The sequence below is a fragment of the Variovorax sp. N23 genome, from assembly GCF_025486315.1.
In the GTDB taxonomy this organism is placed as follows: Bacteria; Pseudomonadota; Gammaproteobacteria; order Burkholderiales; family Burkholderiaceae_C; genus Variovorax.
Genome location: NZ_JAOOPY010000003.1, coordinates 90787 through 115751 on the forward strand (window position 1 = coordinate 90787; position 24965 = coordinate 115751).

21 protein-coding genes are annotated in these 24965 nt (G+C 68.9%); 14 read left to right on the forward strand and 7 right to left on the reverse strand.

Annotated features, from left to right (window positions below; all coding sequences use genetic code 11):
* The first annotated feature begins 40 nt into the window (after positions 1-40).
* On the forward strand, positions 41-967 hold the full coding sequence (locus tag N8A90_RS05640; RefSeq protein WP_262073693.1) for a LysR family transcriptional regulator: 927 nt from the start codon (positions 41-43) through the stop codon (positions 965-967).
* Positions 964-1524, forward strand: a complete 561-nt coding sequence (locus N8A90_RS05645) for a methylated-DNA--[protein]-cysteine S-methyltransferase (RefSeq protein WP_262073694.1) — start codon at positions 964-966, stop codon at positions 1522-1524. Before N8A90_RS05640 ends, N8A90_RS05645 begins: the two co-directional genes overlap by 4 nt.
* A 31-nt stretch (positions 1525-1555) precedes the next feature.
* On the opposite strand, the gene N8A90_RS05650 is transcribed toward N8A90_RS05645, so the two are convergent.
* Positions 1556-1906, reverse strand: coding sequence for an alpha/beta hydrolase (locus tag N8A90_RS05650; RefSeq protein WP_262073695.1), 351 nt, complete (start codon positions 1904-1906; stop codon positions 1556-1558).
* Between the two features lie 313 nt (positions 1907-2219).
* Between N8A90_RS05650 and N8A90_RS05655 the strand changes: the two genes are divergently transcribed.
* From N8A90_RS05655 to N8A90_RS05680, 6 genes are read left to right on the forward strand one after another with little or no spacing between them, the layout of a single operon-like run.
* Entirely contained in the window at positions 2220-3437 is a 1218-nt protein-coding gene (locus N8A90_RS05655) for a multidrug effflux MFS transporter (RefSeq protein WP_262073696.1), read from the forward strand.
* Position 3438: 1 nt separating this feature from the next.
* Positions 3439-4881, forward strand: coding sequence for an MFS transporter (locus N8A90_RS05660; RefSeq protein WP_262073697.1), 1443 nt, complete (start codon positions 3439-3441; stop codon positions 4879-4881).
* A 10-nt stretch (positions 4882-4891) separates the two neighbouring features.
* Positions 4892-5545, forward strand: a complete 654-nt coding sequence (locus N8A90_RS05665) for a paraquat-inducible protein A (RefSeq protein WP_262073698.1) — start codon at positions 4892-4894, stop codon at positions 5543-5545.
* Positions 5542-6207 carry a paraquat-inducible protein A gene (locus tag N8A90_RS05670; protein ID WP_262073699.1) on the forward strand — a complete coding sequence of 222 codons (666 nt, stop codon included), beginning with the start codon at positions 5542-5544 and terminating at the stop codon, positions 6205-6207. Before N8A90_RS05665 ends, N8A90_RS05670 begins: the two co-directional genes overlap by 4 nt.
* The gene (locus tag N8A90_RS05675) at positions 6204-7841 is read left to right on the forward strand and encodes an intermembrane transport protein PqiB (RefSeq protein ID WP_262073700.1); all 1638 of its coding nucleotides are present in this window, start codon (positions 6204-6206) and stop codon (positions 7839-7841) included. The genes N8A90_RS05670 and N8A90_RS05675 overlap by 4 nt, the downstream gene beginning before the upstream one ends.
* Positions 7838-8464, forward strand: a complete 627-nt coding sequence (locus N8A90_RS05680) for a membrane integrity-associated transporter subunit PqiC (protein ID WP_262073701.1) — start codon at positions 7838-7840, stop codon at positions 8462-8464. Before N8A90_RS05675 ends, N8A90_RS05680 begins: the two co-directional genes overlap by 4 nt.
* Positions 8465-8672: 208 nt before the next feature.
* Here the strand turns inward: N8A90_RS05680 and N8A90_RS05685 are convergent, their stop codons facing one another.
* The 3 genes from N8A90_RS05685 to N8A90_RS05695 are packed head-to-tail and all read right to left on the reverse strand — an operon-like array spanning position 8673 to position 11184.
* Positions 8673-10067 carry an MATE family efflux transporter gene (locus N8A90_RS05685; RefSeq protein ID WP_262073702.1) on the reverse strand — a complete coding sequence of 465 codons (1395 nt, stop codon included), beginning with the start codon at positions 10065-10067 and terminating at the stop codon, positions 8673-8675.
* A complete protein-coding gene (locus tag N8A90_RS05690) occupies positions 10064-10627 on the reverse strand; it encodes a DUF2239 family protein (protein WP_262073703.1) in 564 nt (187 codons plus the stop codon). The genes N8A90_RS05685 and N8A90_RS05690 overlap by 4 nt, the downstream gene beginning before the upstream one ends.
* A gap of 38 nt (positions 10628-10665) precedes the next feature.
* On the reverse strand, positions 10666-11184 hold the full coding sequence (locus N8A90_RS05695) for a hypothetical protein (RefSeq protein WP_262073704.1): 519 nt from the start codon (positions 11182-11184) through the stop codon (positions 10666-10668).
* Between the two features lie 259 nt (positions 11185-11443).
* Between N8A90_RS05695 and N8A90_RS05700 the strand changes: the two genes are divergently transcribed.
* The 4 genes from N8A90_RS05700 (at position 11444) to N8A90_RS05715 (ending at position 19859) form a co-directional block, all read left to right on the forward strand.
* On the forward strand, positions 11444-15763 hold the full coding sequence (locus tag N8A90_RS05700) for an autotransporter outer membrane beta-barrel domain-containing protein (protein WP_262073705.1): 4320 nt from the start codon (positions 11444-11446) through the stop codon (positions 15761-15763).
* A gap of 52 nt (positions 15764-15815) precedes the next feature.
* Positions 15816-16403 (forward strand): OmpA family protein, encoded by a 588-nt coding sequence (locus tag N8A90_RS05705; protein ID WP_262073706.1) that lies wholly within the window; start codon positions 15816-15818, stop codon positions 16401-16403.
* A gap of 179 nt (positions 16404-16582) precedes the next feature.
* Positions 16583-19375: a galactose oxidase-like domain-containing protein gene (locus N8A90_RS05710; protein ID WP_262073707.1), complete on the forward strand. Its 2793-nt coding sequence runs from the start codon at positions 16583-16585 to the stop codon at positions 19373-19375.
* 58 nt (positions 19376-19433) lie between these two features.
* Complete coding sequence (locus N8A90_RS05715; RefSeq protein ID WP_262073708.1) at positions 19434-19859, forward strand: hypothetical protein; 426 nt, start codon at positions 19434-19436, stop codon at positions 19857-19859.
* On the opposite strand, the gene N8A90_RS05720 is transcribed toward N8A90_RS05715, so the two are convergent.
* Positions 19820-20479, reverse strand: coding sequence for a class I SAM-dependent methyltransferase (locus N8A90_RS05720; protein ID WP_262073709.1), 660 nt, complete (start codon positions 20477-20479; stop codon positions 19820-19822). The two genes, N8A90_RS05715 and N8A90_RS05720, sit on opposite strands and share 40 nt — an antisense overlap.
* An 82-nt stretch (positions 20480-20561) precedes the next feature.
* Between N8A90_RS05720 and N8A90_RS05725 the strand changes: the two genes are divergently transcribed.
* A complete protein-coding gene (locus N8A90_RS05725) occupies positions 20562-20780 on the forward strand; it encodes a hypothetical protein (RefSeq protein ID WP_262073710.1) in 219 nt (72 codons plus the stop codon).
* 93 nt (positions 20781-20873) lie between these two features.
* Positions 20874-23249 (forward strand): Tex family protein, encoded by a 2376-nt coding sequence (locus N8A90_RS05730; protein ID WP_262073711.1) that lies wholly within the window; start codon positions 20874-20876, stop codon positions 23247-23249.
* Between the two features lie 9 nt (positions 23250-23258).
* On the opposite strand, the gene N8A90_RS05735 is transcribed toward N8A90_RS05730, so the two are convergent.
* Both N8A90_RS05735 and N8A90_RS05740 read right to left on the reverse strand, forming a co-directional pair.
* Positions 23259-24107, reverse strand: coding sequence for an alpha/beta hydrolase (locus tag N8A90_RS05735; RefSeq protein WP_262073712.1), 849 nt, complete (start codon positions 24105-24107; stop codon positions 23259-23261).
* Complete coding sequence (locus N8A90_RS05740; protein WP_262073713.1) at positions 24104-24964, reverse strand: sterol desaturase family protein; 861 nt, start codon at positions 24962-24964, stop codon at positions 24104-24106. The genes N8A90_RS05735 and N8A90_RS05740 overlap by 4 nt, the downstream gene beginning before the upstream one ends.
* Position 24965 lies beyond the last annotated feature (1 nt).

Consider the following 24965-nt stretch of genomic DNA (forward strand, 5'->3'; position numbering starts at 1 on the left):
GAATGCCCGCCGGACCGACTGCTGTGAGTTGAAATCACATATGCCCCGCATCGACGTGAACCGTTCCGGCGAGATGGAAGCCTTCGTGCAGGTGGTCGAGCGTGGCGGCTTCTCGGCCGCGGCACGCGCACTCGGCATGACGCCCTCGGCCGTCAGCAAGCTGGTCGCCCGGCTCGAATCGCGCCTCGCGGTGCAGCTGGTGCACCGGTCCACGCGCAAGCTCACGCTGACGCCCGAGGGTCAGCAGTTCCACGAACGCAGCGTGCGGGTGCTGGCCGACATGGACGAGGCCGAGCGCTGCGCCGCATCGGGCGCCGCGCCGCGCGGGCGGGTCAGCATCAACGCCAGCGTGCCCTTCGGCCACCATGTGCTGTTGCCGCTGATGCCGCGCTTTCTCGAACTGCACCCGCAGGTGACGGTCGACGTCTCGCTGACCGACCGTGTGGTCGACCTGATGGACGAGCGCACCGACATCGCGGTGCGCTGGGGGCAGTTGCCGTCGTCGGACCTCGTCGCGCGCCGGCTCGGTGAAACGGGGCAGGCCATCGTCGCCGCGCCCGCCTACCTCGCCCGCTACGGCACGCCGCGCACGCCGCAGGAGCTGGAAGCGCACAACCGCCTGGGCACCAGCTACCGCCGTGCGGTGCCGGACTGGCCGCTGTCGGTCGACGGCCGGCGGCTCGAGATGCCGATCGTCGGCAACATGCGCGTGGGCGATGGTTCGGCACTTCGGCGGCTGGTGCTCGACGGCGTCGGCCTGGGGCGGCTGTCGCTCTACCACGTGCAGGCCGACATCGACGCCGGCCGGCTGGTGAAGGTGATGGAGGAATTCAACCCGCACGAGATGGAGCCGATGCACGCGGTCTATCTGGGCAAGGCAGGCCGTCTGCCGGCGCGGGTGCGCGCGATGCTCGACTTCCTCATGGCGCACGTGAAGCTCGATGGCGACCAGGAGCGTGTCGCATGACGGCGACCGGTGGCTTCGCCATCTTCCCGACGGCCATCGGCACCTGCGGCGTCGCATGGGGTCCGCGGGGCATCGTCGGCGCGCAGTTGCCTGAGGCGGAGAACGAAGAGGCTGCGACGTTGGCGCGCATGGCCGCTCGCTTTCCTGCGCTGACGGAAGCCGAGCCGCCGCCGTCGACGCAGGCGGCCATCGAGGCGCTGCGTGCGGTGTTGGCGGGCACATCGAAGGATCTGTTGCTGGACGTGGTGCTCGACGAATCCGACGTACCGGAATTCCACCGACGCGTGTACGCGTTCGCGCGCGCTATTCCGCCCGGCGAGACGCGCACCTATGGCGAGGTGGCCGAGGCGGTGGGTGGCAAGGGCCTGGCCCGTGCGGTGGGTCAGGCGCTCGGGCGCAACCCCTTCGCGCCCATGGTGCCGTGCCATCGTGTGCTGGCGGCCGACGGTCGGCCCGGCGGCTTCTCGGCGCCGGGCGGCGCGCTGGCCAAGCTGCGCATGCTGGCGAAAGAAGGGGCGCGGCCCCTTGGCACCGCGCCCCTGTTCGACGATCTGTGAACTCGCGCCGGGAGATCCCGGCGCTTCGCACTCAGTACGCTGCCTGACGCGTGAACGACACGCTGGCCTTCTTGTATTCGGCCGGGATCTGGTCGCGGTAGTACGACTTCGCGTTCAGGCTCTGCAGCGGGTCATGGGCCGCGGCCACGGCCTGGCTGCGCACGGCGCTGCGGTCGGCCGTCGTGTTCACGGTCTGCACGCCGGCGGCGTAGCCTTCGCCGAAGACGTCACCGGCACGGGCGGCAGCCACGCCCTGGCCTTGCACCGCAGCGCGGCTCACGGACGGGGTGATGGTCAGCACGCCGTCGTAGGTTTCGGCGTGTGCGCCGGCTGCGGCCAGGAGGGACAGCGCGGCGGCGGCGAGGATGTTGCGGGTGTTCATGTCAATGTTCCTTCAATGATTTGGATGATGTCGAACCGGTCTTGGGTGGGTGTTCCGCGTCGTTGTCGAGGCGGCCCGCTCGCTCGGTGGCCTGTTCACCCAGATCAACGTGTGCTGTTGGTCTGTGGGATCAAGTGTGCGACGGCAAAGGGCTTCGCAACGTCTCTCGAAGGAATCACGGCGTTCGGGCATTGGAAACAATCGGCGCTGCGTCCCCGGGTGCAGCGGCGTACCCGTCACAAGGGTCAGGCCCTGACACAAGTCCGCGAACGCCGCTCGCCGCGGTCTTTGCGGCCTTGGCGACAATCGGCCCATGACTTCTTCTCGTTTCTTCCGGATCGCACTCGTGCTCGGGCTGCTGTCTGCCATCGGCCCGTTCGCCATCGACATGTACCTGCCGGCGTTGCCGGCCATCGGCGCCAGCCTGCGCGCCGACATCGGCTCGGTGCAGATGAGCCTCACCGTCTTCTTCCTGGCGCTGGCGGCCGGCCAGCCCTTCTACGGCCCGGTGTCGGACATGGTCGGCCGCAAGCCGCCGCTGTACTTCGGGCTGGTGCTCTTCGCCATCGCCAGCATCGGCTGCGCGCTGGCCGACAACATCCAGACGCTGATCGTGCTGCGCTTCCTGCAGGGCTTGGGTGCGGCCGCGGGCATGGCGATCCCGCGGGCGGTGGTGCGCGACCTGCACACCGGCAACGACGCGGCGCGGCTGATGTCGCTGCTCATGCTGGTCTTCAGCATCTCGCCGATCCTGGCGCCGCTGGTGGGCAGCGGCGTGATCGCGGTGGCGGGCTGGCGCGGCGTGTTCTGGGCCGTCACGCTGGCGGCCATCGCGGGGCTGGTGCTGATCGCCACCTCGCTGACCGAGACGCGCAGGGCCGACCAGCGCGTGGAGAGCAGCCTGCGCAGCGCACTGAGTGCCTACGGCGTGCTGCTGCGCGACGGGCACTACCTGGGGCTCGTGTTCATCGGCAGCTTCGCGATGGCCGGCTTCTTCACCTACCTGGCCAACTCGTCCTTCGTGCTGATCGACCACTACGGGCTGTCTCCCGTGGTCTACAGCGTGGCCTTCGGCGTGAATGCCGCCGCGTTCTTCGTCGCAGCGCAGTTCAACGGGCGGCTGGGCGAGCGCTTCGGGCTGGTGCGTGTCGTCAAGGGCGCGGTCGGCGCCTGCGGCGTGGTGATGGTGGCGATGTTCCTGTACTTCCTGCTGGGCGGCGATTCGATGTGGGTGCTGCTGGTGCTGTACTTCATCGCCAGCGGCCTGATGGGGCTGGTGATCCCGACCACCTCGGTGCTCGCGCTCGAGACCCACGGCACCATCGCCGGCACGGCGTCGGCGCTGCTCGGCACGCTGCAGATGCTGACCGGTGCGGTGGTCATGGCCGTCGTCGGCCTGTTCACCGACGGGCGGCCGCTGCCGATGGTGGCCGGCATGGCCGGCGGCGCGCTGGTGGCCATGCTGCTGACCTGGCTGACGCTCGGCGGTGCCGCATCCGGAAGCCATGCAGTCGCGGGCCGGAGCGCATGAGATGAGTGCCGTCACGCCGGTCGCGGCGACATCGATGGCCGAAGCCGCCGTGCCAGACGGCCTGCCGACGCCGCAGCGCGGGCATGCGATGGCCGTCATCATCCTCGGCATCGCGGTCGCGGTGCTCGACGGCACGATCATGAACCTGGCGCTGCCGAGCATCGCGCGCGAGCTGAACGCCAGCGCCTCGCATTCGATCTGGGTGGTCAACGCCTACCAGATCGCCACACTGGTCATGCTGCTGCCGCTCGCGTCGCTGGGTGACCTGTTCGGCTACCGGCGCATCTACCTGCTCGGCATGGGCCTCTTCACCGTGTCCTCGCTGGCCGCCGTGCTGTCCGATTCGATGGGGACGCTGATCGCCGCGCGCACGCTGCAGGGACTGGGCGCCGCCGGCATCATGAGCGTGAACGCCGCGCTGGTGCGGCTGATCTATCCCTCCTCGCAGCTCGGGCGCGGCATGGCGATCAACTCGATGGTGGTCGCCACCGCATCGGTCGCCGGTCCGTCGGTGGCGGCATCGATCCTGTCGGTGGCCTCGTGGCCCTGGCTCTTCGCCTTCAACGTGCCGCTGGGGCTGGTCGTTCTGGCGATTGGCATGCGTTCGCTGCCCCACAACCAGCGCGCCGCCGCGGTGCCGGGCACGCGCTTCTCGGTCGTCGACGTGCTGCTCAACATCGGGATGTTCGCGCTCGTCTTCCTGGGCGTCGACCGGCTGGGCGTGCGCGAAGGCGGGGCCAGCGGCACATCGCCGATGGCCTGGGGACTGCTGGGGGCCGGTCTGGCCGTCGGCTTCGTCTACCTGCGCCGCCAGCGCACGATGGCGCTGCCGCTGTTCCCGGTCGATCTGCTGCGCATCCCGGTCTTCGCGCTGTCGATGGGCACCTCGGTGGCCGCGTTTACGGCGCAGATGCTGTCGTACATCGCGCTGCCGTTCCTGCTGCTCGACGTCTACGGCCGCACCCCTCTCGAGGCGGGCCTGCTTATCACGGCCTGGCCGCTGGCCATCGTCGCGATGGCGCCGATCGTCGGGCGGCTGATCGGCCGCTACCCCGACGGCCTGCTCGGCGGCATCGGCCTGGGCCTGCTCGCTTGCGGGCTCGCGCTGCTCGCGGCCTTGCCGGCGCAGCCGGGCGACCTGGACATCGCCTGGCGCATGGCCCTGTGCGGCATCGGGTTCGGGCTGTTCCAGTCGCCCAACAACCACACCATCGTCACCTCGGCCCCACGGCATCGCAGCGGGGCGGCCAGCGGCATGCTGGGGACGGCCCGACTGACGGGGCAGACGCTCGGCGCGGTCGTCGTGGCGGCCGTCTTCAGCATCTGGACGCCCCACGAAGGCCACGGACCGGTCATCGCGCTGGTGCTGGCGGCGGCCTGCGCGGCGCTGGCTGGCATCTTCAGCAGCCTTCGTCTGAGGGTGCAGTCGCCGACGAGCCATTAAGCTCGCACCGATGAAGGAAATTCCCGAGGCGATCGTCTGCGAGGGCTGCGACGCGGTCTATGGCCGCGCGGCGCTGCGCGAACGCGAGGTCGCCCGCTGCCCGGTCTGCGGGACCGAACTCGAGCGCCACCTCGGCGGCCAGCAGGCGCGGATCCTGCCGCTGGCGGTGGCCGGGCTCATCATGTTCTGCGTGGCCAACCTGTTCCCCATCGTCGAGATCGAGCTGCGCGGCCTGCGCAGCCAGACCACCCTGGCGGGCGCCGTGGTGGCGCTGGCGGGCGAGGGCATGTCGCTGGTGGCGCTGCTGGTGCTGGCCACCACCATCCTCTTTCCGCTGCTTCAGCTGCTGATCCTGCTCTGGCTGCTGGTGCCGCTGCGCCGGCACGAGCGCATCGTGGCCGGCTTCGCCTGGCTGGTGCGCACGATGCAGTCGCTGCGGCCCTGGGGAATGATCGAGGTCTTCCTGCTCGGCGTGCTGGTGGCGCTGGTCAAGCTCTCGAGCATGGCCACGGTGCTGCCCGGCCCGGCGCTGTATGCCTTCATGGCGCTGACCGTGCTGCTGACGGCGGTGCTGGCCTTCGACCCGCGCGGCTTCTGGGAGATGGCCGAGGGGGCGATGGGCCAGGCCGAGGCGGAAGCCGCCGGCCGCGAGGAAGCCGCGTGACGGTAGCGGCGACCGCCCCTGCACGCAAAGCCCGCGCCATCGACAGCGGCCTGATCGGCTGTCGCCATTGCGGCACCGTGTGGCAGGGCGCGGAGGAGGGCGCGCACTGCGGCCGCTGCGGCACGCCGCTGCACCTTCGCAAGGCCGACAGCCTCAACCGCACCTGGGCCCTCCTGATCGCCGCCTGCCTGATGTACCTGCCGGCCAACCTGCTGCCGGTGATGATCACGCGCACGCTGTTCGGCACGAGCAGCGACACCATCATGAGCGGCGTGATCTATTTCTGGGTGACCGGTGCCTACGGACTCGCCGCCATCGTCTTCGTCGCCAGCTTCCTGGTGCCGCTGTTCAAGCTGGCGGCACTGTTCGTGCTGGTGGTGAGCGCGCAGCGGCGCAGCACCTGGCGGCGCGCCGAACGGGCCCGGCTCTATCACGTCATCGAGATCATCGGCCGCTGGTCGATGCTCGACGTCTTCGTGGTGGCGCTGCTGGCCGGGCTGGTGCGCATCCAGGGCTTCGCCGAGATCACGGCAGGGGTGGGCATCGCCGCCTTCGGTGCGGTCGTGGTGCTGACGATGCTCGCATCGCTGAGCTTCGACCCCAAGCTGACCTGGGACGGCCCGGCCGACGATGACGGGAAACACAAGGGAAGAACGCAATGAGTGACAACGATCCACGCCCCGCGGGCCCCGGCGAACTGCCGACGCCGCGGGTGGTGCGGCGGCGCGATTGGATGCCCTCACTGATCTGGCTGATTCCGGTGGTGGCCGCGCTGGTCGGCATCTTTCTGGTGGTGCGCATCCTGATCGACCGCGGCCCCGAGATCGTGCTGACCTTCAAGACGGCCGAGGGCCTGGAGGCCGGCAAGACCGCCGTGAAATACAAGGACGTGCAGATCGGCGTGGTGCAGAGCCTGCGCCTGGCGCATGACCGTTCGCATGTGCGCGTCACGCTGCAACTCAACAAGGATGCGAGTGCCTTCACCGCCGAGGACACCCGCTACTGGGTGGTGCGGCCGCGGCTGGACACCTCGGGCATTTCCGGCTTGAGCACGCTGCTCTCGGGCGCGTACATCGGTGCCGACGCCGGCACCTCGGAAGAGAGCGCCAAGGAATTCACCGGGCTCGAAGTGCCTCCCATCGTCACGCGCGACGCCTCGGGCAAGCAGTTCCTGCTGCGCGCCGCGGACATCGGCTCGCTCGACGTCGGCTCGCCGGTGTATTTCCGCCGCATCAAGGTCGGCCAGGTGGCGGCCTACGAGCTGAACGAGGATGGACGCGGCGTGACGCTGCGGGTGTTCGTCAATGCGCCCTACGACAAGTTCGTCGGCGGCAACTCGCGCTTCTGGCAGGCCAGCGGCCTCGACATGCGGCTCAATGCCAGCGGCATCACGCTGCGCACCCAGTCGCTCGCCACCATCCTGCTCGGCGGCATCGCCTTCGGTGCGCCGGACGACGACAACGGGCCGGTCGCCGGCGAGAACACCGCCTTCGCCCTGGCCGAGGACGAGGGCGCGGCGATGAAGCCGCCGGACGGTCCGGCGCAGACCATGCTGCTGTACTTCAACCAGTCGCTGCGCGGCCTGTCGCCCGGCGCGCCGCTCGACTTCCGCGGCGTGGTGATCGGCGAGGTCAAGTCGATCGGCATCCGCTTCGATCGCACCGAGCGCGAATTCCGCATGCCCGTGCTGGTGACGGTCTACCCGGACCGGCTGCACACGCGCACCACCGGCGAGCCCGAGGAGCCGCGTTTCTCCCAGGAGCGGCGGCTGCGTTTTCTCATCGGCAAGGGGTTGCGCGCGCAGATGCGCACCGGCAACCTGTTGACGGGCCAGAACTACATCGCGATCGATTTCTTCCCCAAGGCGCCCAAGGTCGACCTCGACCTCGCGAAAAACCCCCTCGAGATGCCGACCGTGCCCAACAGCCTCGACGAGCTGCAATCGCAGGTGCAGGAGATCGCGACCAAGCTCAACAAGGTGCCTTTCGAGCAGATCGGCACCGACGTGCGCACGGCGCTCGCCACGCTGAACAAGACGCTGGTGAGCGCCGAGCAGCTCACGCGCACGCTCAACAACGACGTGTCGCCGGAAATCACCGCGGCCATGAAGGACGCGCGCAAGACCATCAACTCGGCCGAGCGCACGCTGGCACAGGACTCGCCGCTGCAACAGGACATGCGCCAGACGCTGCAGGAACTGACACGCGCCGCGGGCTCCGTGCGCGTGCTCACCGACTACCTCGAACGCCATCCCGAGTCGCTCCTGCGCGGCAAACCGGAGGACACGAAGAAATGACGCGATATCCGATTTCTCTTGCTGTTGCTTGCCTCGCGGCCGCCGTGCTCGTCGCGGGCTGCGCCAGTGCGCCGGACCGCTACTACACCCTGGCAGCGCCCGACGGTCCGTCGAGCGCGGCGCCCGCGTCCGGCGCACCGGTCTTCATCGAACTGGCGCCGGTCGCCGTGTCCGAACGCCTCGCGCGGCCGCAGATGGTGGTGCACCAGGCCGGCGGCCGGAGTGCCGAAGTGGCGCTGCTGGAGCAGCATCGCTGGTCGTCGTCCTTCGAGAACGAGTTGCGCGATGCGCTGTCGAGCGGCATCGCGGCGCGGCTGGGCGCCATCGACGTGACGAAGGGCGGCCGCCAGCCGAGCACGCCGGCATGGCGCATCGCGGTGCAGGTGCGGCAGTTCGATGCGGTGGAGAACACGCGCGTCGACGCGGCCCTGAGCTGGACCGTGCGCCGCTCCGACGCCGACCTCGGTGCGACCTGCCAGTGGCGCACCAGCGAACCCGTGGGCCACGGCATCGATGCACTGGCGCAAGGCGCGCAGCGCGTGGCGTCGAACGCGTCGGACGCCATCGCCCGGCACGTCGCGCAACTGCAGCAGAACCCCGGCGCGACCTGCACGACGCCGTAGCGTCGGGTGCCGGCGTTCTTCCGGCTCAGAACAGTCGGGACAGCAGGATGGCGGCGCCGGACAACGAGACCGCGCTGCCGGCCAAGAGACGAAGTACTTTCATGGCATTTCCCCTTGCCGCCATGTTCGCCCAATCCGCGCGGGCGCGGGTTTGTCGATCTTCATCCGGGCGATAAGCCCAGGCTATGCGCCCCCCGGGCGCCTGGCGTCACACCAGCCGCCGGATCGCCTTCTTGCGCCACACCAGGCGGTAGTAGGCCGTCTGCAGCGCCAGCATCGCGATGAAGGCGGCCGGGTAGGCGATCCACACGCCGTTGAGCCCGATGCGATGGCTCATCACGTAGGCCACCGGCACCTCGACCCCTGCGATGCAGGCGATGGAGATGGCGGTAGGCACCAGCACCGAGCCGCTGGCCCGCATGATCCCCGACAGCACCGACGCCATGCCGAAGATCACGGTGCCCCACAGCATGATGTGCAGCAGTGTCTGGGCGATGTCGATGACCGGCGCGCTGGTGATGAAGAAGCCCATCAGCCGGCGTGAGAACAGGTAGCCCAACACGACCAGCGACCCGGTGAGCACCAGGTTCATCATGAGCCCGGTGCGCGCGATGGCGCCCAGCTGTGCGGTGCGGCCCGCGCCGATGGCCTGGGCGCCGAGGATCGATGCCGTGATGGCGATGGAGATGGCCGGGAACTGCACGTACGCCACCACCTGGTTGACCGCGCCGTAGGCAGCCGTCGCCTCCGAGCCGTAGCTGTTGACCAGCGAGAGCAGGGCGATCTCGGCCAGCGCGATCACGATCATCTGCACGCCGGTGGGCACGCCGACGCGCAGCACGGTCTTGAGGATCGCGGGGTCGATGCGCATGCTGCGGGCGAAGTCGCGGTCCGGCGCCAGCGGACTCTTCATGCGGCGCAGCTGGAAGCCCAGCCAGACCGTGGCGATCACGAAGGACACCACCGTCGCCGCGGCCCCGCTGGCCACCCCCAGCATCGGCAGCCCGCCCCAGCCGCGGATGAGCGCCGGCGTCAGCACCAGGCCGATCAGCGTGGAGATGCCCAGCGTGAGCAGCGGCGTCACCGTGTCGCTCACGCCGCGCAGCATGGCGGTGGAGAGCAGGAAGACGAACAGCCCCGGCATCGCGATCAGGATGATGCGGGCATAACTCGTCGCGTCCGCCAGGATGTCGGGCGGCGTGTGCAGCGCCTTCAGCATCGGCGCGGTGAAGGCGCCGCCGAACACCGCGACCACCAGCCCGAAGACGATGCCGACCGTGAGCGTGGTGCCGGCGACGGCCTTGACCTTGGCGATGTCGCGCGCCCCCCAGGCCTGGCCGATGAGTACCGACGCGCCGGCGCCCAGGCCGATGGTGAAGGCGATGAAGAAGAACATCACCGGGAAGAAGCTCGACACCGCGGCCAGCGCGCGGACGCCGATCATCTGGCCCACGTACACGTTGTTGAGCGTGCCCGAGAGCGACTGCAGGATGTTGCTCAGCAGCATGGGGGCGAGGAAGAACGCGAAGGTCTTCCACAGCGGGCGGCCCTCGACGGGGCCGCGGGAGGGCTGCGAAGCGGTCACTTCCGGCGCGGCGCTCATGCCACGCTCCATGCCGCATCGGCCAGCTTGTGGAGATGCGTTCGCACGTCGTCCGGCCAGCTCGCCACGAGCGACTCGAAGCGCTCCTGTTCGCCGGCGAAGAGGGCGCGCGAGGCTTCCTCGAATCCGGGCGAATGGCCTGCGATGGCGCTCATGAAACGGTAGGCGGCTTCGCGTGAGGCTCGGACCGTGTCGCGCTCGGCGTTCACGCGGCGCGCGTCTTCGACCAGCTTGCGCAACGCGACCGACGCGCCACCCGGCTGGCGATTGAGCCAGTCCCAGTGGCGCGGGAGCAGCGTGACTTCCCGTGCGACGACGCCGAGTTTGGGGCGGCCGACGGCGCGGGCCGCTGGCTCTTCCGTGACGGGTTTTCCGACCGCCGTTGCGCTGTCGCGCAAATCGAGATCGAGCGGTTCGCCGGTCACGTCGTCGAACACGAAGACGGGCGACGCGTCGCTGCGTCGACGCAGCTGGGCGATCACCTCGTCGCGTGTGCCGGTGGCGATGCGGCGCGAATCGGCGAAGGCGGTGAGTGACGAAGGAGAGGTGTCGGTTGGCATGGCCGTGAATTCTACCCGGGCAAAATAGAGGGTTGGTATCAGGCGTTGCGAACGCGCCGCCACCAGCGCCGCGCGCCCTGTTTCATGGCCCGTATGCTGCGCCAGAGGGCACTTTCGCGCACGGTGTAGAGCACCGAGTTCTTCCAGGCTTTCCAGCGCGGATACCAGCGCGCGAAAAGCGGGATGCGCATCAACGTGGTTTCGACCAATTGGAAGATGCGCGCCACGATGGCGGTGCCGACCAGCTTGGCAACGATCAGCACCGTGACGCCGCTGGTCGCGTGGCCTTCGCTGAAAAGAAACAACGCCAGGACCTTGACCGGCAGCAGCAACAGAACCGGCAGGACGAAGGCCAACAGCGCGCCCCACGGCGGCAGGTTGCGCACCCAGCTTTCTGCGCGAGCCCACCACGGCAGTCGGGCGAGGCGGGCCGTCAGCGCGGCCAATGGTGCCCAGCCCCATTCCTCGAAGAGCAACACCGGCACCAGCAACAGCGCCGCGATGCCGTGCAGCAGCCGGGCCCGTCTGCTGCGGAAGGTGGGGGTGTCGGGCGGCATCGCCGGAGCTTAAGCGCAGTGCGCTGACCCTTTGGACGGCGATCCACTTAACTGCGACGGCCGGGCGGGGAAGCATGCCTGCGTCAGTTGTGCCAACTAGTCGGCACAACTGGTTAACAAAGTCAACGCAATCTCGCGAAACCTCGCACCCGTCACTGTGCCCACAGCGCGCTCGACACCATCCGGCCCCACCAGGGAGCGATGGTCAGAGCAGTCCGCAGTCTGCCCGATCGCATTTGCAACATACGAGGGTGAACACATGAACAGCGCATATCGGTCAATCTGGAACGAGTCGCTCGGCGCCTGGGTGGCGACCAGCGAGCTTTGCGCCGCGCGCGGCAAGAAATCTTCGAGCAGCGTGCTTGCTGCGGGCCTGGTGGCTGCAGTGATCTGCGGCAGCGCATCGTCCGCCTGGGCGGCCAACGAGTGCGGTGTCGTCGCTTCGGGCGGCACGGTGACGTGCCAGGGCGATGGAACGCCAGTGGGGGACGCCAACCCGAACACCACCGGCATTGCGTACAACACCGACAACATCAAAGTCATCGTGGACGGCACTGCTGCACCGTTCACCATCGCGACGACAACCGCCAATGCTGTGTATTCGACCGGTAGCGGCGCAGGCAATCAACAGATTGAAGTCAATGGCCCCGTCACGATCAATTTGACCGCTCCTCCGGGCAATACGGGGGCCAATCCTTTGTGGGCTGTGCTGGCCGAAACGAGAGGCGGTAACGGTGATGCGAGCGTCGTCATCAATGGTGCGCAGATCACCAGCGTCGGCGAATATGCTGCTGGCGCTACCTCAGCCGCCCACGGCGACGGCAATGCAACCTCGGTTCTCAACAGCGGTTCCATCTCCACCACCGGCCAGCAAGGTTCCGCTGTCGGTCTGTATGCCGTGACGTACGGCAGCGGCACGGCGACGGTCACGGTGAACGGCGGTTCGATCAATACAGGCACCAGCACTGCGAACGGGTCGCACGCCGCTTACGCGTTGGCGTACGGCAACGGCGACGCTGTGGCCACCATGACGGGTGGGGCTGCCACCACACAGGCCTTGAATAACTCGGCTGTTGTGGCCCAGACAATGGGCTCTGGCGATGCGTACGCCACCATTTCTGGCGGCACTGCGACGACCAACGGCGCCAGCTCGACCGTCGTCGCGGTCGGTTCCGGGTCCGGCGATGCGATCGCCAGCCAGACGGGCGGGACGGTGATCGCCAACGGAACGGGCGGCGTCGGGTTGGCCGCGTTGGCCGTTGGCACAGGCGCCGCGACCGCGTCGATGACGGGTGGCAGCATCGCGACGCAGGGCAGCAACGGCTACGGAATCTGGGCCACTGTCCTGAACTCGGCCAGCACGGCCGCGGCAACGGCGACCATGGATGCCGCAGCTTCGACAATCACCACGCAGCAGACCGCCGGCTACGGCATCTACGCAAGTAACGCCGGCAGTGGCACGGCCACTGCCACGCTGCTGAACGGCAGCATCAGCACTGCGGGCACCTACGGTTACGGCGTGTATGCCGAAACGCTCGGCATGGGCGATGCGGTTGCCAGTTCTTCGGCGGGCACATCCATCCAGACCGGCGGTCTCGACGGTGCCAAGGGGGTGTTCGCTTACGCCGGGGGGACCGGCAACGCAACGGCGACGAACAACGGGACGGTCGTGACGACCGGTGCTTCGGGCCTCGACGGCAACTTCGGCGTCTATGCCGCTGCAGCGAGCGGCAACGCGACAGCGGCCAACACCGGCACCGTGACGACCGGCGGGACGTTCGGCTACGGCGTCTATGCAGTCGCAAACGGCAATGGCGTCGCGACGGCCAGCTCGAGCGGCGCCGTCACGACCAACGGTCCGTATTCCACCGGGATCGGTGCGCACATCGACAATTTCGATTCGACCAAGCATGGCACGGCGATTGCCACGCTCCAGAGCGGCGGGACCGTCACGACCACCGGGTCGCCCTACGGCATCGGGATCTTTGCTGACGTCATGGGCTATGGAGATGCGGTCGCCACCAACGCCGGGACCGTCTCCACGCAGGGCCAGTTCGCACATGGCACGGCCGCCCGAGTGCTCTACGGCGCGGGCCACGCCAGCGCTGTGAATCAAGGGGCAATTTCCACCACTGGCATTGCGGCGAATGGCGTGTATGCGGCCGTGGGGCAGGGCGCGACGGGTAGCGCCGACGCGCTGAATACGGGGACGGTGACGACGACGGGGGACAGCTCGGCGGGCGTCGTGGCATCGGTCGAGACCGTCGGAAGCGCGTCGACCGCCACGGCGACCATGAGCGGCGGCACGGTCAGCACGTCGGGCGCGTCGGCGACGGGCGTGCGAGCCCAAAACAACGGCGTGGGCTTGGCTTCGGTTCAGATGAGCGCCGGTACCGTGGCGGCGACGGGCGCGGATTCGGACGGTCTGCTCGCGAACTCGACTGGCGGCACCTACACCGTCGCGATGACCGGTGGCAGCGTCACCAGCGGCAGCGGCGCAGGCGCGGCCATCCATACGCTCGCAGCAGCAGGCGGAACCATCGACATCGGCGCGGCTACCACCGTCAACGGTGCGGCATCCGGCATCGCGATCCGCGACGGCGATGCCGCGGGCAGCGGCACCGACACGCTGGGCGGCAACGCGGTGGTCACCACCGCCGGCACCGTGACCGGCGATGCCATCCTGGGCCTCGGCAACGACAGCCTGACGCTCACCGGCGGCACCTTCAGCGGCAACATCTACGGCGACGACAAAGTCGCCAGCGCCAACAACGGCAACGACACCTTCCGCTGGACCGGCGGCACGCTGAACGGCGGCTTCTATGGCCAGAACGGCTCCGACACCGCTTTTGTCTCCGTGCCCGCCTACAACGGCAGCCAGATCCTCGACGGTGGGGACGATGTGTCCGTGGCCGACGGCTGGGTCGACCGGCTGACGCTGCAGGGCGTCACCGCCACGGCCGGCGGTGCGCAGTTGCTGAACTGGGAGTCCATCACGCTGGACAACACGCGCCTCACCCTGGCCGGCGACCCGCTCACGGTCGGCTCCGGGCTCGACGCCAGCGGCACGCAGCTCGGCCTCCTGATCAACTCCACCAGCACCGTGGCGATGGGCAGCAGTGCCTTCACCATCACCGGCGATGTGCAGAACGCCGGCACGATCGACCTGAGCAGTTCTTCGGGCGGGGCGGGAAACGTGCTCACCGTGCGTGGCAACTATGCCGGCAACAACGGCCTGGTGAAAATCAACACTGTTCTGGGCGGTGACGCGAGCGCCACCGACAAGCTGGTCGTCAATGGCGACACCAGCGGTACGACGCGAGTGCAGGTGACCAACGCCGGCGGCACCGGCGGCGTGACGGTCAACGGCATTCAGGTCGTGCAGGTGACGGGCAGTTCGAGCGATGGCAACTTCGCCCTGGCCTCGCCGGTGCAGGCCGGTGCCTACGAATACGGCCTGCACCGCGGCGGCCGCACTGATGGCGATGCCAACAGCTTCTACCTGAGCAGCGTCTACGTCCCGACGCCGAACCCCGTCGAACCCACGCCCAGCCCGGCACCTGCCCCTGCGCCGGAAGTGCTTCGCCCGGCGGTCCCCGGCTACGTGCTCGGTCAGGTCGCCAGCAACGAACTCGGCCAGGGCCTGCTCGGCACATTGCACGAGCGCGTCGGCGAGCAGCAGACCTTCAAGTGGGACTACTGCGGCTGCAACGACAAGGCGCCCGCCGATCAGGTCTGGGCTCGCCTGCACGCACAGCGCCTGGACATCGACGGCAAACGCCAGTTCGGGTCCGAGCAGGACCTGCAGTTCGTGCAGTTCGGCAAGGACCTCTCGATCGCCTACAGCGGTGACCCGGGCGACAAGTCACGCACGCACACGGGCCTGAGCATGGGCTATGGGCGTACCACCACCGACTTCGGCGACCGGCGCCGCGGCGACGCGGGCATGGGCTATGACACCGGCAAGATGAAAGGCCAGATGGCCACGCTGGGGGCGTATCACACGCGCTATGCCGACAATGGCAGCTACCTCGACCTGGTCGGCCAATTGCATGCGGTGCACAACAAGTACACCGACAAGTACGGCGGCGAGGGCACGCAGAGGGGCGCCGGCTTCGGCCTGAGCGCCGAGGTCGGCCGGCCCTGGCAGATCGGCGAGAGCCAGTGGCTCATCGAGCCGCAGGCGCAGCTGAGCTACCAGGCCACGCGCTATCGGGGCTTCTCGGACAACGTGTCTTCGGTAGACGGGTTCACCAGCCAGAGCCTGCGCGCGCGTCTGGGCGGCCGCCTGGCCTGGAACGACAAGGCCGATCGCGCCGACCAGCTCACGCGCACCAATACCTTCTATGTAACGGCCAACCTGCTGCACGAGTTCATGGACCCGGAGGCGGTGAACGTCGGCGGCACCTCGGTGAGCGAGGACTGGGCCAAGAAGACCTGGGCCGAGTTCGGCGTAGGCGCGCAACTGCCGTTGAGCAAGTCGACCTACCTGTACGGCGGCCTGCAGTACCAGCGCTCACTGGGCAACAGCAGCCGTGAGGGCGTGTCGGGCCAGGTCGGCGTGCGGGTGGCGTGGTGACCGCGTGGTGACCATCGGCGAAGCAGCACTGACCAAATCAAGGAACCATCCCATGCCAACGAACCTCACTCCACGCCATCTGGTGCTCGCTGCGGCGGCACTCGCCGGTCTTGCCCTTGCTGGCTGCAGCAGCCTGCACGATGAACGCTACAACTGGTGCCAGGGGCAGAACTGCGCCATCGCGCAGGTTGTCACACCCGCCCCCGACGCACCGGCTGCGGCGCGGCCTGCATCGGTGGCGACCACGCGCCGCGTCGACCTGAGTGCGGACGCGCTGTTCGCCTTCGACCGCTCCGGCGCGAGCGACATGCTGCCCAGGGGCAAGGCCGAGCTTGATGCACTGGCGCGCGCCCTGCGCGGCCAGGACATGCGGGTGCAAAGCCTGACCATCACCGGCCACACCGATCGCCTGGGCGGCGATGCCTACAACCAGGCGCTGTCGCAGCGCCGTGCCAGCACCGTCGCTGACTACCTGAAGGCGCAGGGTGTGGGCGCGCCCATGCAGGTCAAGGCCATGGGCGAGCACGAGCCCGTCACGACCGGCTGCAAGGGGGAGGCGCGTACTGCGGCGCTGATCGCTTGTCTGCAGCCCGATCGGCGTGTGTCGGTCGACATCCACGGCATGACGACGACGCCATAGCAACAGGCCGGGCGCGCATCGCCCGGTCAGTCGTCGAACAGGGGCGCGGTGCCAAGGGGCCGCGCCCTTTTTTGTCTGCATGTGCACAACCGCACGGTGCTGCAAGCGTTGAGTCGGTTCAATTTTGTGAACTTTTGTGTTCAATCTATAAACACCGCGTTCAATCAGGGAGGCGTCGAATGAACGCATGGATCGACAGGAATGCGGCCGCCGTACGCGTGTGGGCACGCACCGGCGTTTTCGTCGCGGTGACGGCCATGCTGGCCAGTTGCGGCGGAGGTGGCGGGGACGGCGCGCAAGGGGGTTCTTCGGGCGCTGGCACCGCGGCGGCCGGGCCCGGCTCCGCCGGGATGACGCCGGAGGTCGCTGCCGTCGTGGCGGCCGAGCAAGACACGCCGGGCGCGCCGGTCGACTCCGGCACGCCACCGTCGCCCCCGGTTTCGCCGCCCGTGAATCCACCCGACCAGCCACCCGAGTCGCCCCAGCCCGTACCGGCACTCACACAGGAGCTGCGCGAGGCAGGCGCGAAGGGCCTGTGGTCGGCACCGGAGACCTGGCCGATCAACGCCATCCATGCCGTGTTGACGCCCGACGGCAAGGTGATGAGCTACGGCAGCAACCCGAGCGGGGAGCAGGGCGCGCAGCTCTACTACGACGTCTGGAACCCGGTGACGAAGGCCCATGCCCTGTTGCAACACACCACCGGCACCGATCTCTTCTGCAATGCACAGTTGGTGCTGCCCGTGTCGGGCCAGGTGCTGCTCGCGGGCGGCGATGTACGAGGGCAGAACCTGCGCGACGCGGCGGGCAACCTGCTGGTCAACACCGGCGTGGCCGACGTCAATCTCTTCGATCCGGTGGCGCAATCCATCAAGGCCTCCGGCACGCCGATGAATTATTCGCGCTGGTACGACACGCTGACCACGTTGCCGGACGGCCGCGTGTTCGTGCTCGCCGGCATGGAAGCCAGCGGTGCGCGGGCCGAGTACCCGGAGGTCTACACCGCCGGCCAAGGCTGGCGCACGCTCACCGGCATCCGCTGGACGGGCGAGCTGTTCTATCCGCGCGCGATGCTCGCCCCGACCGGCCAATTGGTCGTGGCCAGCGGCAGCACGCTGTACGGCATCAACACCGACGGCAACGGCGCCATGGTCCAGGTCGGCGTGCTGCCCTCCGATGTCCGATGGCAGCTTCCGTGGGCCATGTTCGACAAGGGCAAGGCGCTGTTCGTGCGAGCCGGCGGCAAGGTCTCGGTGGTGGACGTCAACACCCCCACGCCGGTCGTCACCGAAACCGAGAGCATCGGTGCCAACCGCATCTGGGCATCCACCACCGTGCTGCCCGACGGGCAGGTGCTCGCCACTGGCGGCTCGGGCCGGGAAAATGCGGCGTTCGATGTGTCGCTCGAGGCGAGCATCTGGAACCCGAAGACCGGCCAATGGAGCGTCGGCGCCTCGGCGCAGAAGTACCGTCTCTACCATTCCACGGCGCTGCTGCTGCCCGACGCCACCGTGCTCACGGTCGGCGGCGGCTCGCCCGGGCCGGTGGTGCAGTTGAACGGCGAGGTCTATGCGCCGCCCTATCTGTTCGCCAAGGACGGCAGCGGCCGGCGCCTGCCGCGCCCGATGATCGTGGCGGGGCAGAGCGACCTGACACTGGGCAATGACTTCGGCATGTCGGTGATCTCGTCGCGTCCGATCCAGCGCGTGACGCTGGTGCGTACCGGCTCGGTGACCCACTCCTACAACTTCGAGCAGCGCTTCCTCGAACTGCCCTTCACCCAGGACGGCACCCGCCTCAAGATCAAGCTGAACGAGAGCGCCAACGTGGTGCCGCCGGGGCACTACATGGTGTTCGCCTTCGACGATGCCGGCGTGCCATCGGTGGCGAAGATCGTGCGCATCGGCAGCACGGCGGTGCCGGCGCAGTTCACGCTGGCGGCGCATCTGCCGTCCTTCCTCGGCACTGCCGATGTCGGCCGCAACGGCTCGGCGCACATCGACAGCGCCGGGGTACTGATGCTGACTGACGCCAAGGCCGGGCAGCTCGGCTCGGCCTTCTACCGGGCGCCGGTGGCGCTGAACGGGGACACCTCGTTCAGCACCCGGTTCCAGTTCAAGATGGGCGGTGATGTTGGTGGTAGCGGCGGCGAGGGCATGACCTTCGTGGTGCAGGGCAACGACTCGTCGACGCTGGGCGAGGGCGGCAGCGCCCTCGGCTACGGCGGCATCCGACGCAGCGTGGCCGTCAAGCTCGATACGCGCGCCACGCTGGGAGTGGACCCGAACGGCAACCACGTCGGCATCCTGCGCAACGGCAGCCTGCTGGCCGATGCCTATGTCGACGGCCCATTCACCCTGGCGGACGGCTTCGCGCACACGATGTGGGTGGACTACGACGCGCGCTCGCGCAAGCTGTCGGTGTTCCTCTCGCGCGACGCCACCGCCGTCAAGCCGGCTCAGCCGGTGCTGCAGCGCGATATCAATCTGGAGCGGGTGGTCGACAGTGCCAAGCTCTACGTCGGCTTCACGGCCGCCAATGGCCAGCAGGCCACCGCCCACCAGGTCGACAACTGGAGTTTCGTGGCCGGCACTGCGCCGACGGCGAAGGACCGCCTGGTGGCCGGAGAGCAACTGATCCCGGGCCAGCGCCTGGCGTCGCCGGACGGCCGCTTCGGCCTGACCTTCGAGGAAAGCGGCAACCTCGTGCTGACCGAGTACGCCAGCGGCACCGTGCGCTGGCAGTCGGGCACCGCGGGCAAGCCGGCGGCGCGTCTGGCCCTGGGCAGCGAGGGCCATCTGGTGCTGTATGGACTCGACCTGGTGCCGATCTGGAAAAGTGGCAACACCGGATCGGGAGGCACCTCGGCTGCGCTTGGAAACGATGGCGTCCTGGTGCTCTCCCGGGCGGACGGCACGGCCGTCTGGCGGCCCGCGGGCGCACTGCCGGCGGGCCTCGCCGCGCAGCAGTGAGCGGGCAGGGGCTGCGGGCGCCGATGTCACTGCCGGCAGCGGTGGCATGCTCGAGGCCATGACCGCGAAACTGTGTCGTGCCTTGGGTTGGCTGCTGGCGTTGGGTAGCCTGTCGGGTTGCGACCTTCAACTGTTCACGGCGACGCCTTCCGATCCCTTGATGAGCAAGGAGGCCATCGCCACGCGCGAAGCGCCTGCCGAACGCGTCTTTCAGGGCCGGCTGGCCGGTGAACCCACGTTCCTGGTGCTGCACGACTGCGAGGTGTACCGGGTCGAGCGCCGCGAAGAGGGCGGCGTCCGCTGGGTCAGCGTTCTGGCACCCGAGTTCTATCCGTTCTGGACCGTGTGCCAACGCCAGTCCCTGTCGTTCGATGCCGGCGTGCTGACCGTCACGCTCGGCCGCATGGCCATCGGCGCGGGCGGATGCTGCGCCACGGGCGGCACCTATCGCTCCGTGGACGGACGAACCTGGAAAAAGCGCTGAGCTACCGCAGCGCCGCCGAACACGAGCAACAGGTTGTTCGCCGGCATCGGACGCCGTTCGCGCAGCGCGAGGCCCGCATGGGCCGCTTCGCGCACCACGTCGTCCAGCCTGCGGATGCCCCAGGCCGGGTCACGTGCCCGCAGGCTGCGATCGAAGGCCTCATTGCTCGGCGCGACCGGACCGTCCTCCAGGTAAGGGCCATAGGTGATCAGCACGCCGCCCGGCTGCAGATGGCGGGCCGCGCCCTGCATGAGCGCGGCGCACGTGGCGGGCGGGGCGATGTGCAGCATGTTGGCGCAGAAGATCGCGTCGAACCGCTCGGCGAAGGGTGCCTCCGCGGCGGGCCACGGCGTCGACATGACGTCCAGTAGCGCCGGCGGTCGCAGGTTGGTCAGGCCGCTCTGCGCGATCCGGGTGGCGATCGCAGGCAACGCTCGGGCATCGGCATCGGTGGGTTGCCAGACCCAATCCTTCAGCGCCGCGGCGAACCACACCGCGTGCTGGCCCGTGCCGGAGGCGATCTCGAGGGCGGCGCCGCGCTCGCCCAGCAGGTCGCGCAGGGCGTCGAGGATGGGCTGCTTGTTGCGCTCGGCGGCGGTGCTGAAGGGCAGATCGGTCATCGGCCGGATTTTGCGGCAGTATGTTCATACCCCAGCCATCGGCATTCGCTGATGAGCCCATTGACAAGCCACTGTTCTCCCCATGAAAACCATCGACGAGATGCTGAACCTCGACTTGCTCACCCCTGAGCAGCACCGCCAGATCGGCGACTGGATTGCGCGCGCGAACTCGCCCGAAGAAATTCTGAAGATGCCCGCGCCGCTCTGGCAGGCCGTCGAGCGCGCCAGCGAGGTCATGGGCATCGACCAGGACCTGACGCGTCCGCCCTTGCTCGGGGCCGGCGACGCCGTCTTCCCCTAGAGAGCCGGTAGACGCCTGCGATCACGACCTTGCGCGCCCGGAGGCCTATGGCAAACTTCCGCGCTTCATTGCGCGTCAGGGACTCTTTCGAACATGCAGAAAATCATTCGCCAGCTCGCCGCCGAGATCAAGGTCGGCGAGCACCAGGTGAAAGCGGCCATCGAGCTGCTCGACGGCGGCGCCACGGTGCCTTTCATCGCCCGCTACCGCAAGGAAGTGACCGATGGGCTCGACGACATCCAGTTGCGCGAACTCGAAGCCCGCCTGTCGTACCTGCGCGAGCTCGATGACCGCCGCGGCGCGGTGCTGAAAAGCATCGATGAACAGGGCAAGCTGACCGATGCGCTGCGTGCCGCCATCGCCAACGTGGCGACCAAGCAGGAGCTGGAAGACCTCTACCTGCCCTTCAAGCAGAAGCGCCGTACCAAGGGCCAGATCGCGCGCGAGTTCGGCATCGAGCCCTTGGCCGACAAGCTCTTCGCCGACCCGACGCTCGACCCGGCCGTGGAGGCGCAGGCCTTCCTGAAGCCGCCCGAGACGCTGGACGACGGCAAGCCGGGCGCCGACTTCTCCACCGTGCCGGCCGTGCTCGACGGCGTGCGCGACATCCTCTCGGAGCGCTGGGCCGAAGACGCCGCACTGGTGCAGCGCCTGCGCGAATGGCTGTGGGCCGAGGGCCTGCTCAAGTCGACGCTGATGGCGGGCAAGGACGAGAACAACGCCGACGTCGCCAAGTTCCGCGACTACTTCGACTACGACGAGCCGATCGGCCGCGTGCCCTCGCACCGCGCGCTGGCCGTGTTCCGCGGCCGCGCGCTCGACATCCTGGACGCGAAGCTGGTGCTGCCGGTCGAACCCGAGCCGGGCAAGCCGTCGATCGCCGAGGGCAAGATCGCGCTGCATTTGGGCTGGAGCCATTCGGCCCGCAAGGCCGATGACCTGATCCGCAAGTGCGTGGCCTGGACCTGGCGTGTCAAGCTCGCGCTCTCGACCGAGCGCGATCTGTTCACCCGCCTGCGCGAAGAGGCCGAGAAGGTGGCGATCAAGGTCTTCGCCGACAACCTGCGCGACCTGCTGCTGGCCGCGCCGGCCGGCCCGCGCGTGGTGCTGGGGCTGGACCCCGGCATCCGCACCGGCGTGAAGGTCGCGGTGGTCGATGCCACCGGCAAGCTGGTCGAGACCGCCACCGTGTTCCCGCACGAGCCGCGCCGCGACTGGGAAGGCTCGCTGCACACGCTCGGCAAGCTGTGCGCCAAGCACGGCGTGAACCTCATCGCCATCGGCAACGGCACCGCCAGCCGCGAGACCGACAAGCTGGCCGGCGACCTGATCAAGCTGCTCGCGAAGATGGCCGAGCAGGCCGGCGCACCGCCGATGGCCATCGACAAGGTGGTGGTGAGCGAGGCCGGCGCCTCGGTCTATTCCGCCAGCGAATTCGCCTCGCAGGAAATGCCCGATGTCGACGTGAGCCTGCGCGGCGCCGCCAGCATCGCGCGCCGCCTGCAGGACCCGCTGGCCGAACTGGTGAAGATCGATCCGAAGTCGATCGGCGTCGGCCAGTACCAGCACGACGTGAACCAGAGCGAGCTCGCGCGCACGCTGGTCGCGGTGGTGGAAGACTGCGTGAACTCCGTGGGCGTCGACCTCAACACGGCCAGCGTGCCGCTGCTGTCGCGCGTGTCGGGCCTGTCGGCCAGCGTGGCCAAGGCGGTGGTTCGTTGGCGCGAGGCCAACGGTGCCTTCGCGACGCGCAAGCAACTGCTCGAGGTGACCGGTTTCGGCCCCAAGGCCTTCGAGCAGAGCGCCGGCTTCCTGCGCGTGCGCGGCGGCAGCAACCCGCTCGACGTGACCGGCGTGCACCCGGAAACCTACCCGGTGGTCGAACAGATCATGGAAAAGACCGGCAAGCCGATCGCCGAGCTGATGGGGCGTGCCGAAATGCTCAAGACGCTGCGGCCGGAGCTGTTCGCCAACGAGAAGTTCGGCGTCATCACGGTCAAGGACATCCTGGGCGAACTCGAGAAGCCCGGTCGCGACCCGCGCCCGGACTTCAAGGTGGCGCGCTTCAACGACGGCGTCGATGACATCGCCGACCTGAAGGAAGGGATGATCCTCGAAGGCACCGTGAGCAATGTGGCGCAGTTCGGCGCCTTCATCGACCTGGGCGTGCACCAGGACGGCCTGGTGCATGTGAGCCAGCTCGCCAACAAGTTCGTCGAGGACGCGCGCGAGATCGTCAAGACCGGCGACATCGTGCGCGTCAAGGTGATGGAAGTCGACGTGGCGCGCAAGCGCATCGGGCTGTCGATGCGGCTGGACGCGGCCCCCGCACGTCGCGACGGCCCGCGCGAGAACCGCTTCGAGGGCGCAGGCCGCGGCCAGCAGCAGGGCGCGCGCCGCGACAACGCGCCGCAGCCCGCGGGGCAGATGGCGAGCGCCTTCGCCAAGCTGCAGGGGCTGCGCAAGTAGCCTTCGGCTTCAGCGGGCGTCCAGCAGCCGGTCGATGAACGCGTCGACCGACGCGGTGTACGCGCCCGGCCGGCCGAGTTCGCCGTTGACATCCGCATGGTCGAGCGCCTGCGGCAGCAGCTCGGAGCGCGCACCCACGGCGCGGGCACGGTCGACGAACACCTTCGCCTGGCCGCACGAATCGTCGCGGCGCAGCGTCGAGCACACCACCAGCGTCGGCACGGCGCGCGGCGTGAGCGCAGCGGTCGGCGAGACGCTGCGCCAGTACGCCGGATCGGCGCCGAACACGCGGTCGTACAAGCGCAGGTGCCGGCGCGACATCAGCGCGACCGTGTCGATCGCGGCCGAGTCCAGCACCACCGTGCCGCGCCACGGCCCCGCGCCCAGGGCCGCGGCCCGCGCCGGGTCGGCGCTCAGCAGCGCCACCAGGTGCGCGCCGGCCGAGTGGCCCATCAACACCAGGCGCGACGGGTCGCCGCCCCATTCGGCGGCGCGGGCCTGCACGGTCGCCAGGGCGGTGGCGACGTCGCGCGCCTGCGCCTGCACGTCGACCTCCGGCACCATGCGGTAGTTGATCGACACCACGATGGAGCCGCGCTCGCCGACCCAGTGCGCGACCTTGGCGTCGACCACGCGCGACATCGACTTGTCGCCGACCATCCACGCGCCGCCGTGGACCATCAGCAGGATCGGTGCCTCACGTGGGGCGGCGGGCAGGAAGACGTCCATGCGCTGGCGGGCGTCGGTGCCGTAGGGCAGGTCGTCGAGGCGGCGCACGTCGGCGGGCGGTGCGGCGAGGGCCGCCACGGCCACCAAGGCGAGCAGTGCAGCGGTCGCGCGATGCACCGTCTGCTTCACGGCTTGGCTCCCGGTGGCCCGAACACGGTCCGCAGTCGCCCCCGCCAACTGCGCGCGGCCCACAGGTCGCGCCCGAGGTTCCCCCATTCGTGGAAGGCGATGCGCAGCGGGTTGTGCGTGCGCAATGGCGTGGTGAGCCCGTAGCGGATCGGCACGTCGGCCCGCTCGTCGACGAAGGTGCCGAAGAGCCGGTCGAACACGATCAGCACGCCGCCGTAGTTGCAGTCGAGGTACTCGGTGTTCGAGGCGTGGTGCACCTTGTGGTGGGTCGGCGTGTTCAGCACCCATTCGAGCGGGCCGAGCCGTGGCATCCACGGCGCATGCAGCCAGAACTGGTAGAGCAGGTTGAGCGCCACGCTCGCGAGCACCGCATTCGGCGGAAAGCCCAGCCACACCAGCGGCGTGAAGAAGAGGGCGGTGCCGGTGAGCTGGCCGGTCCAGCCCAACCGCATCGCCGCGGCCAGCGTGAGCTCGTTGGGCGAATGGTGCACCGCGTGCGTCGCCCAGAACCAGCGCACCCGGTGCGCGCAGCGGTGGTAGCCGTAGTAGAAGAACTCCTGCCCGACGAACAGCAGCAGGAAGGCCAGCGGCGTCGAGAGTGGCAGCGTCTGCAGGCGGTGCGCGTAGGCCCACGCCAGGAGCGGCGCGGCCAGCGAAAGGCCGAGCGCATCGACGGCGCGGCGGCCCAGCGCGTCGGCGACCGATGCGGCGAAGGCGCGCCAGTCGTAGCCGCGTCGCAGCCAGAAGGTGCGCACCAGCCCTTCGAGCGTGGCGATGCCGATCACGACCAGTGGCAGCAGCGCCAGCCAGCGCATGGCGTCGGTGCCCAGCGATTCGCCGAGAGCGTTGAAGGACATG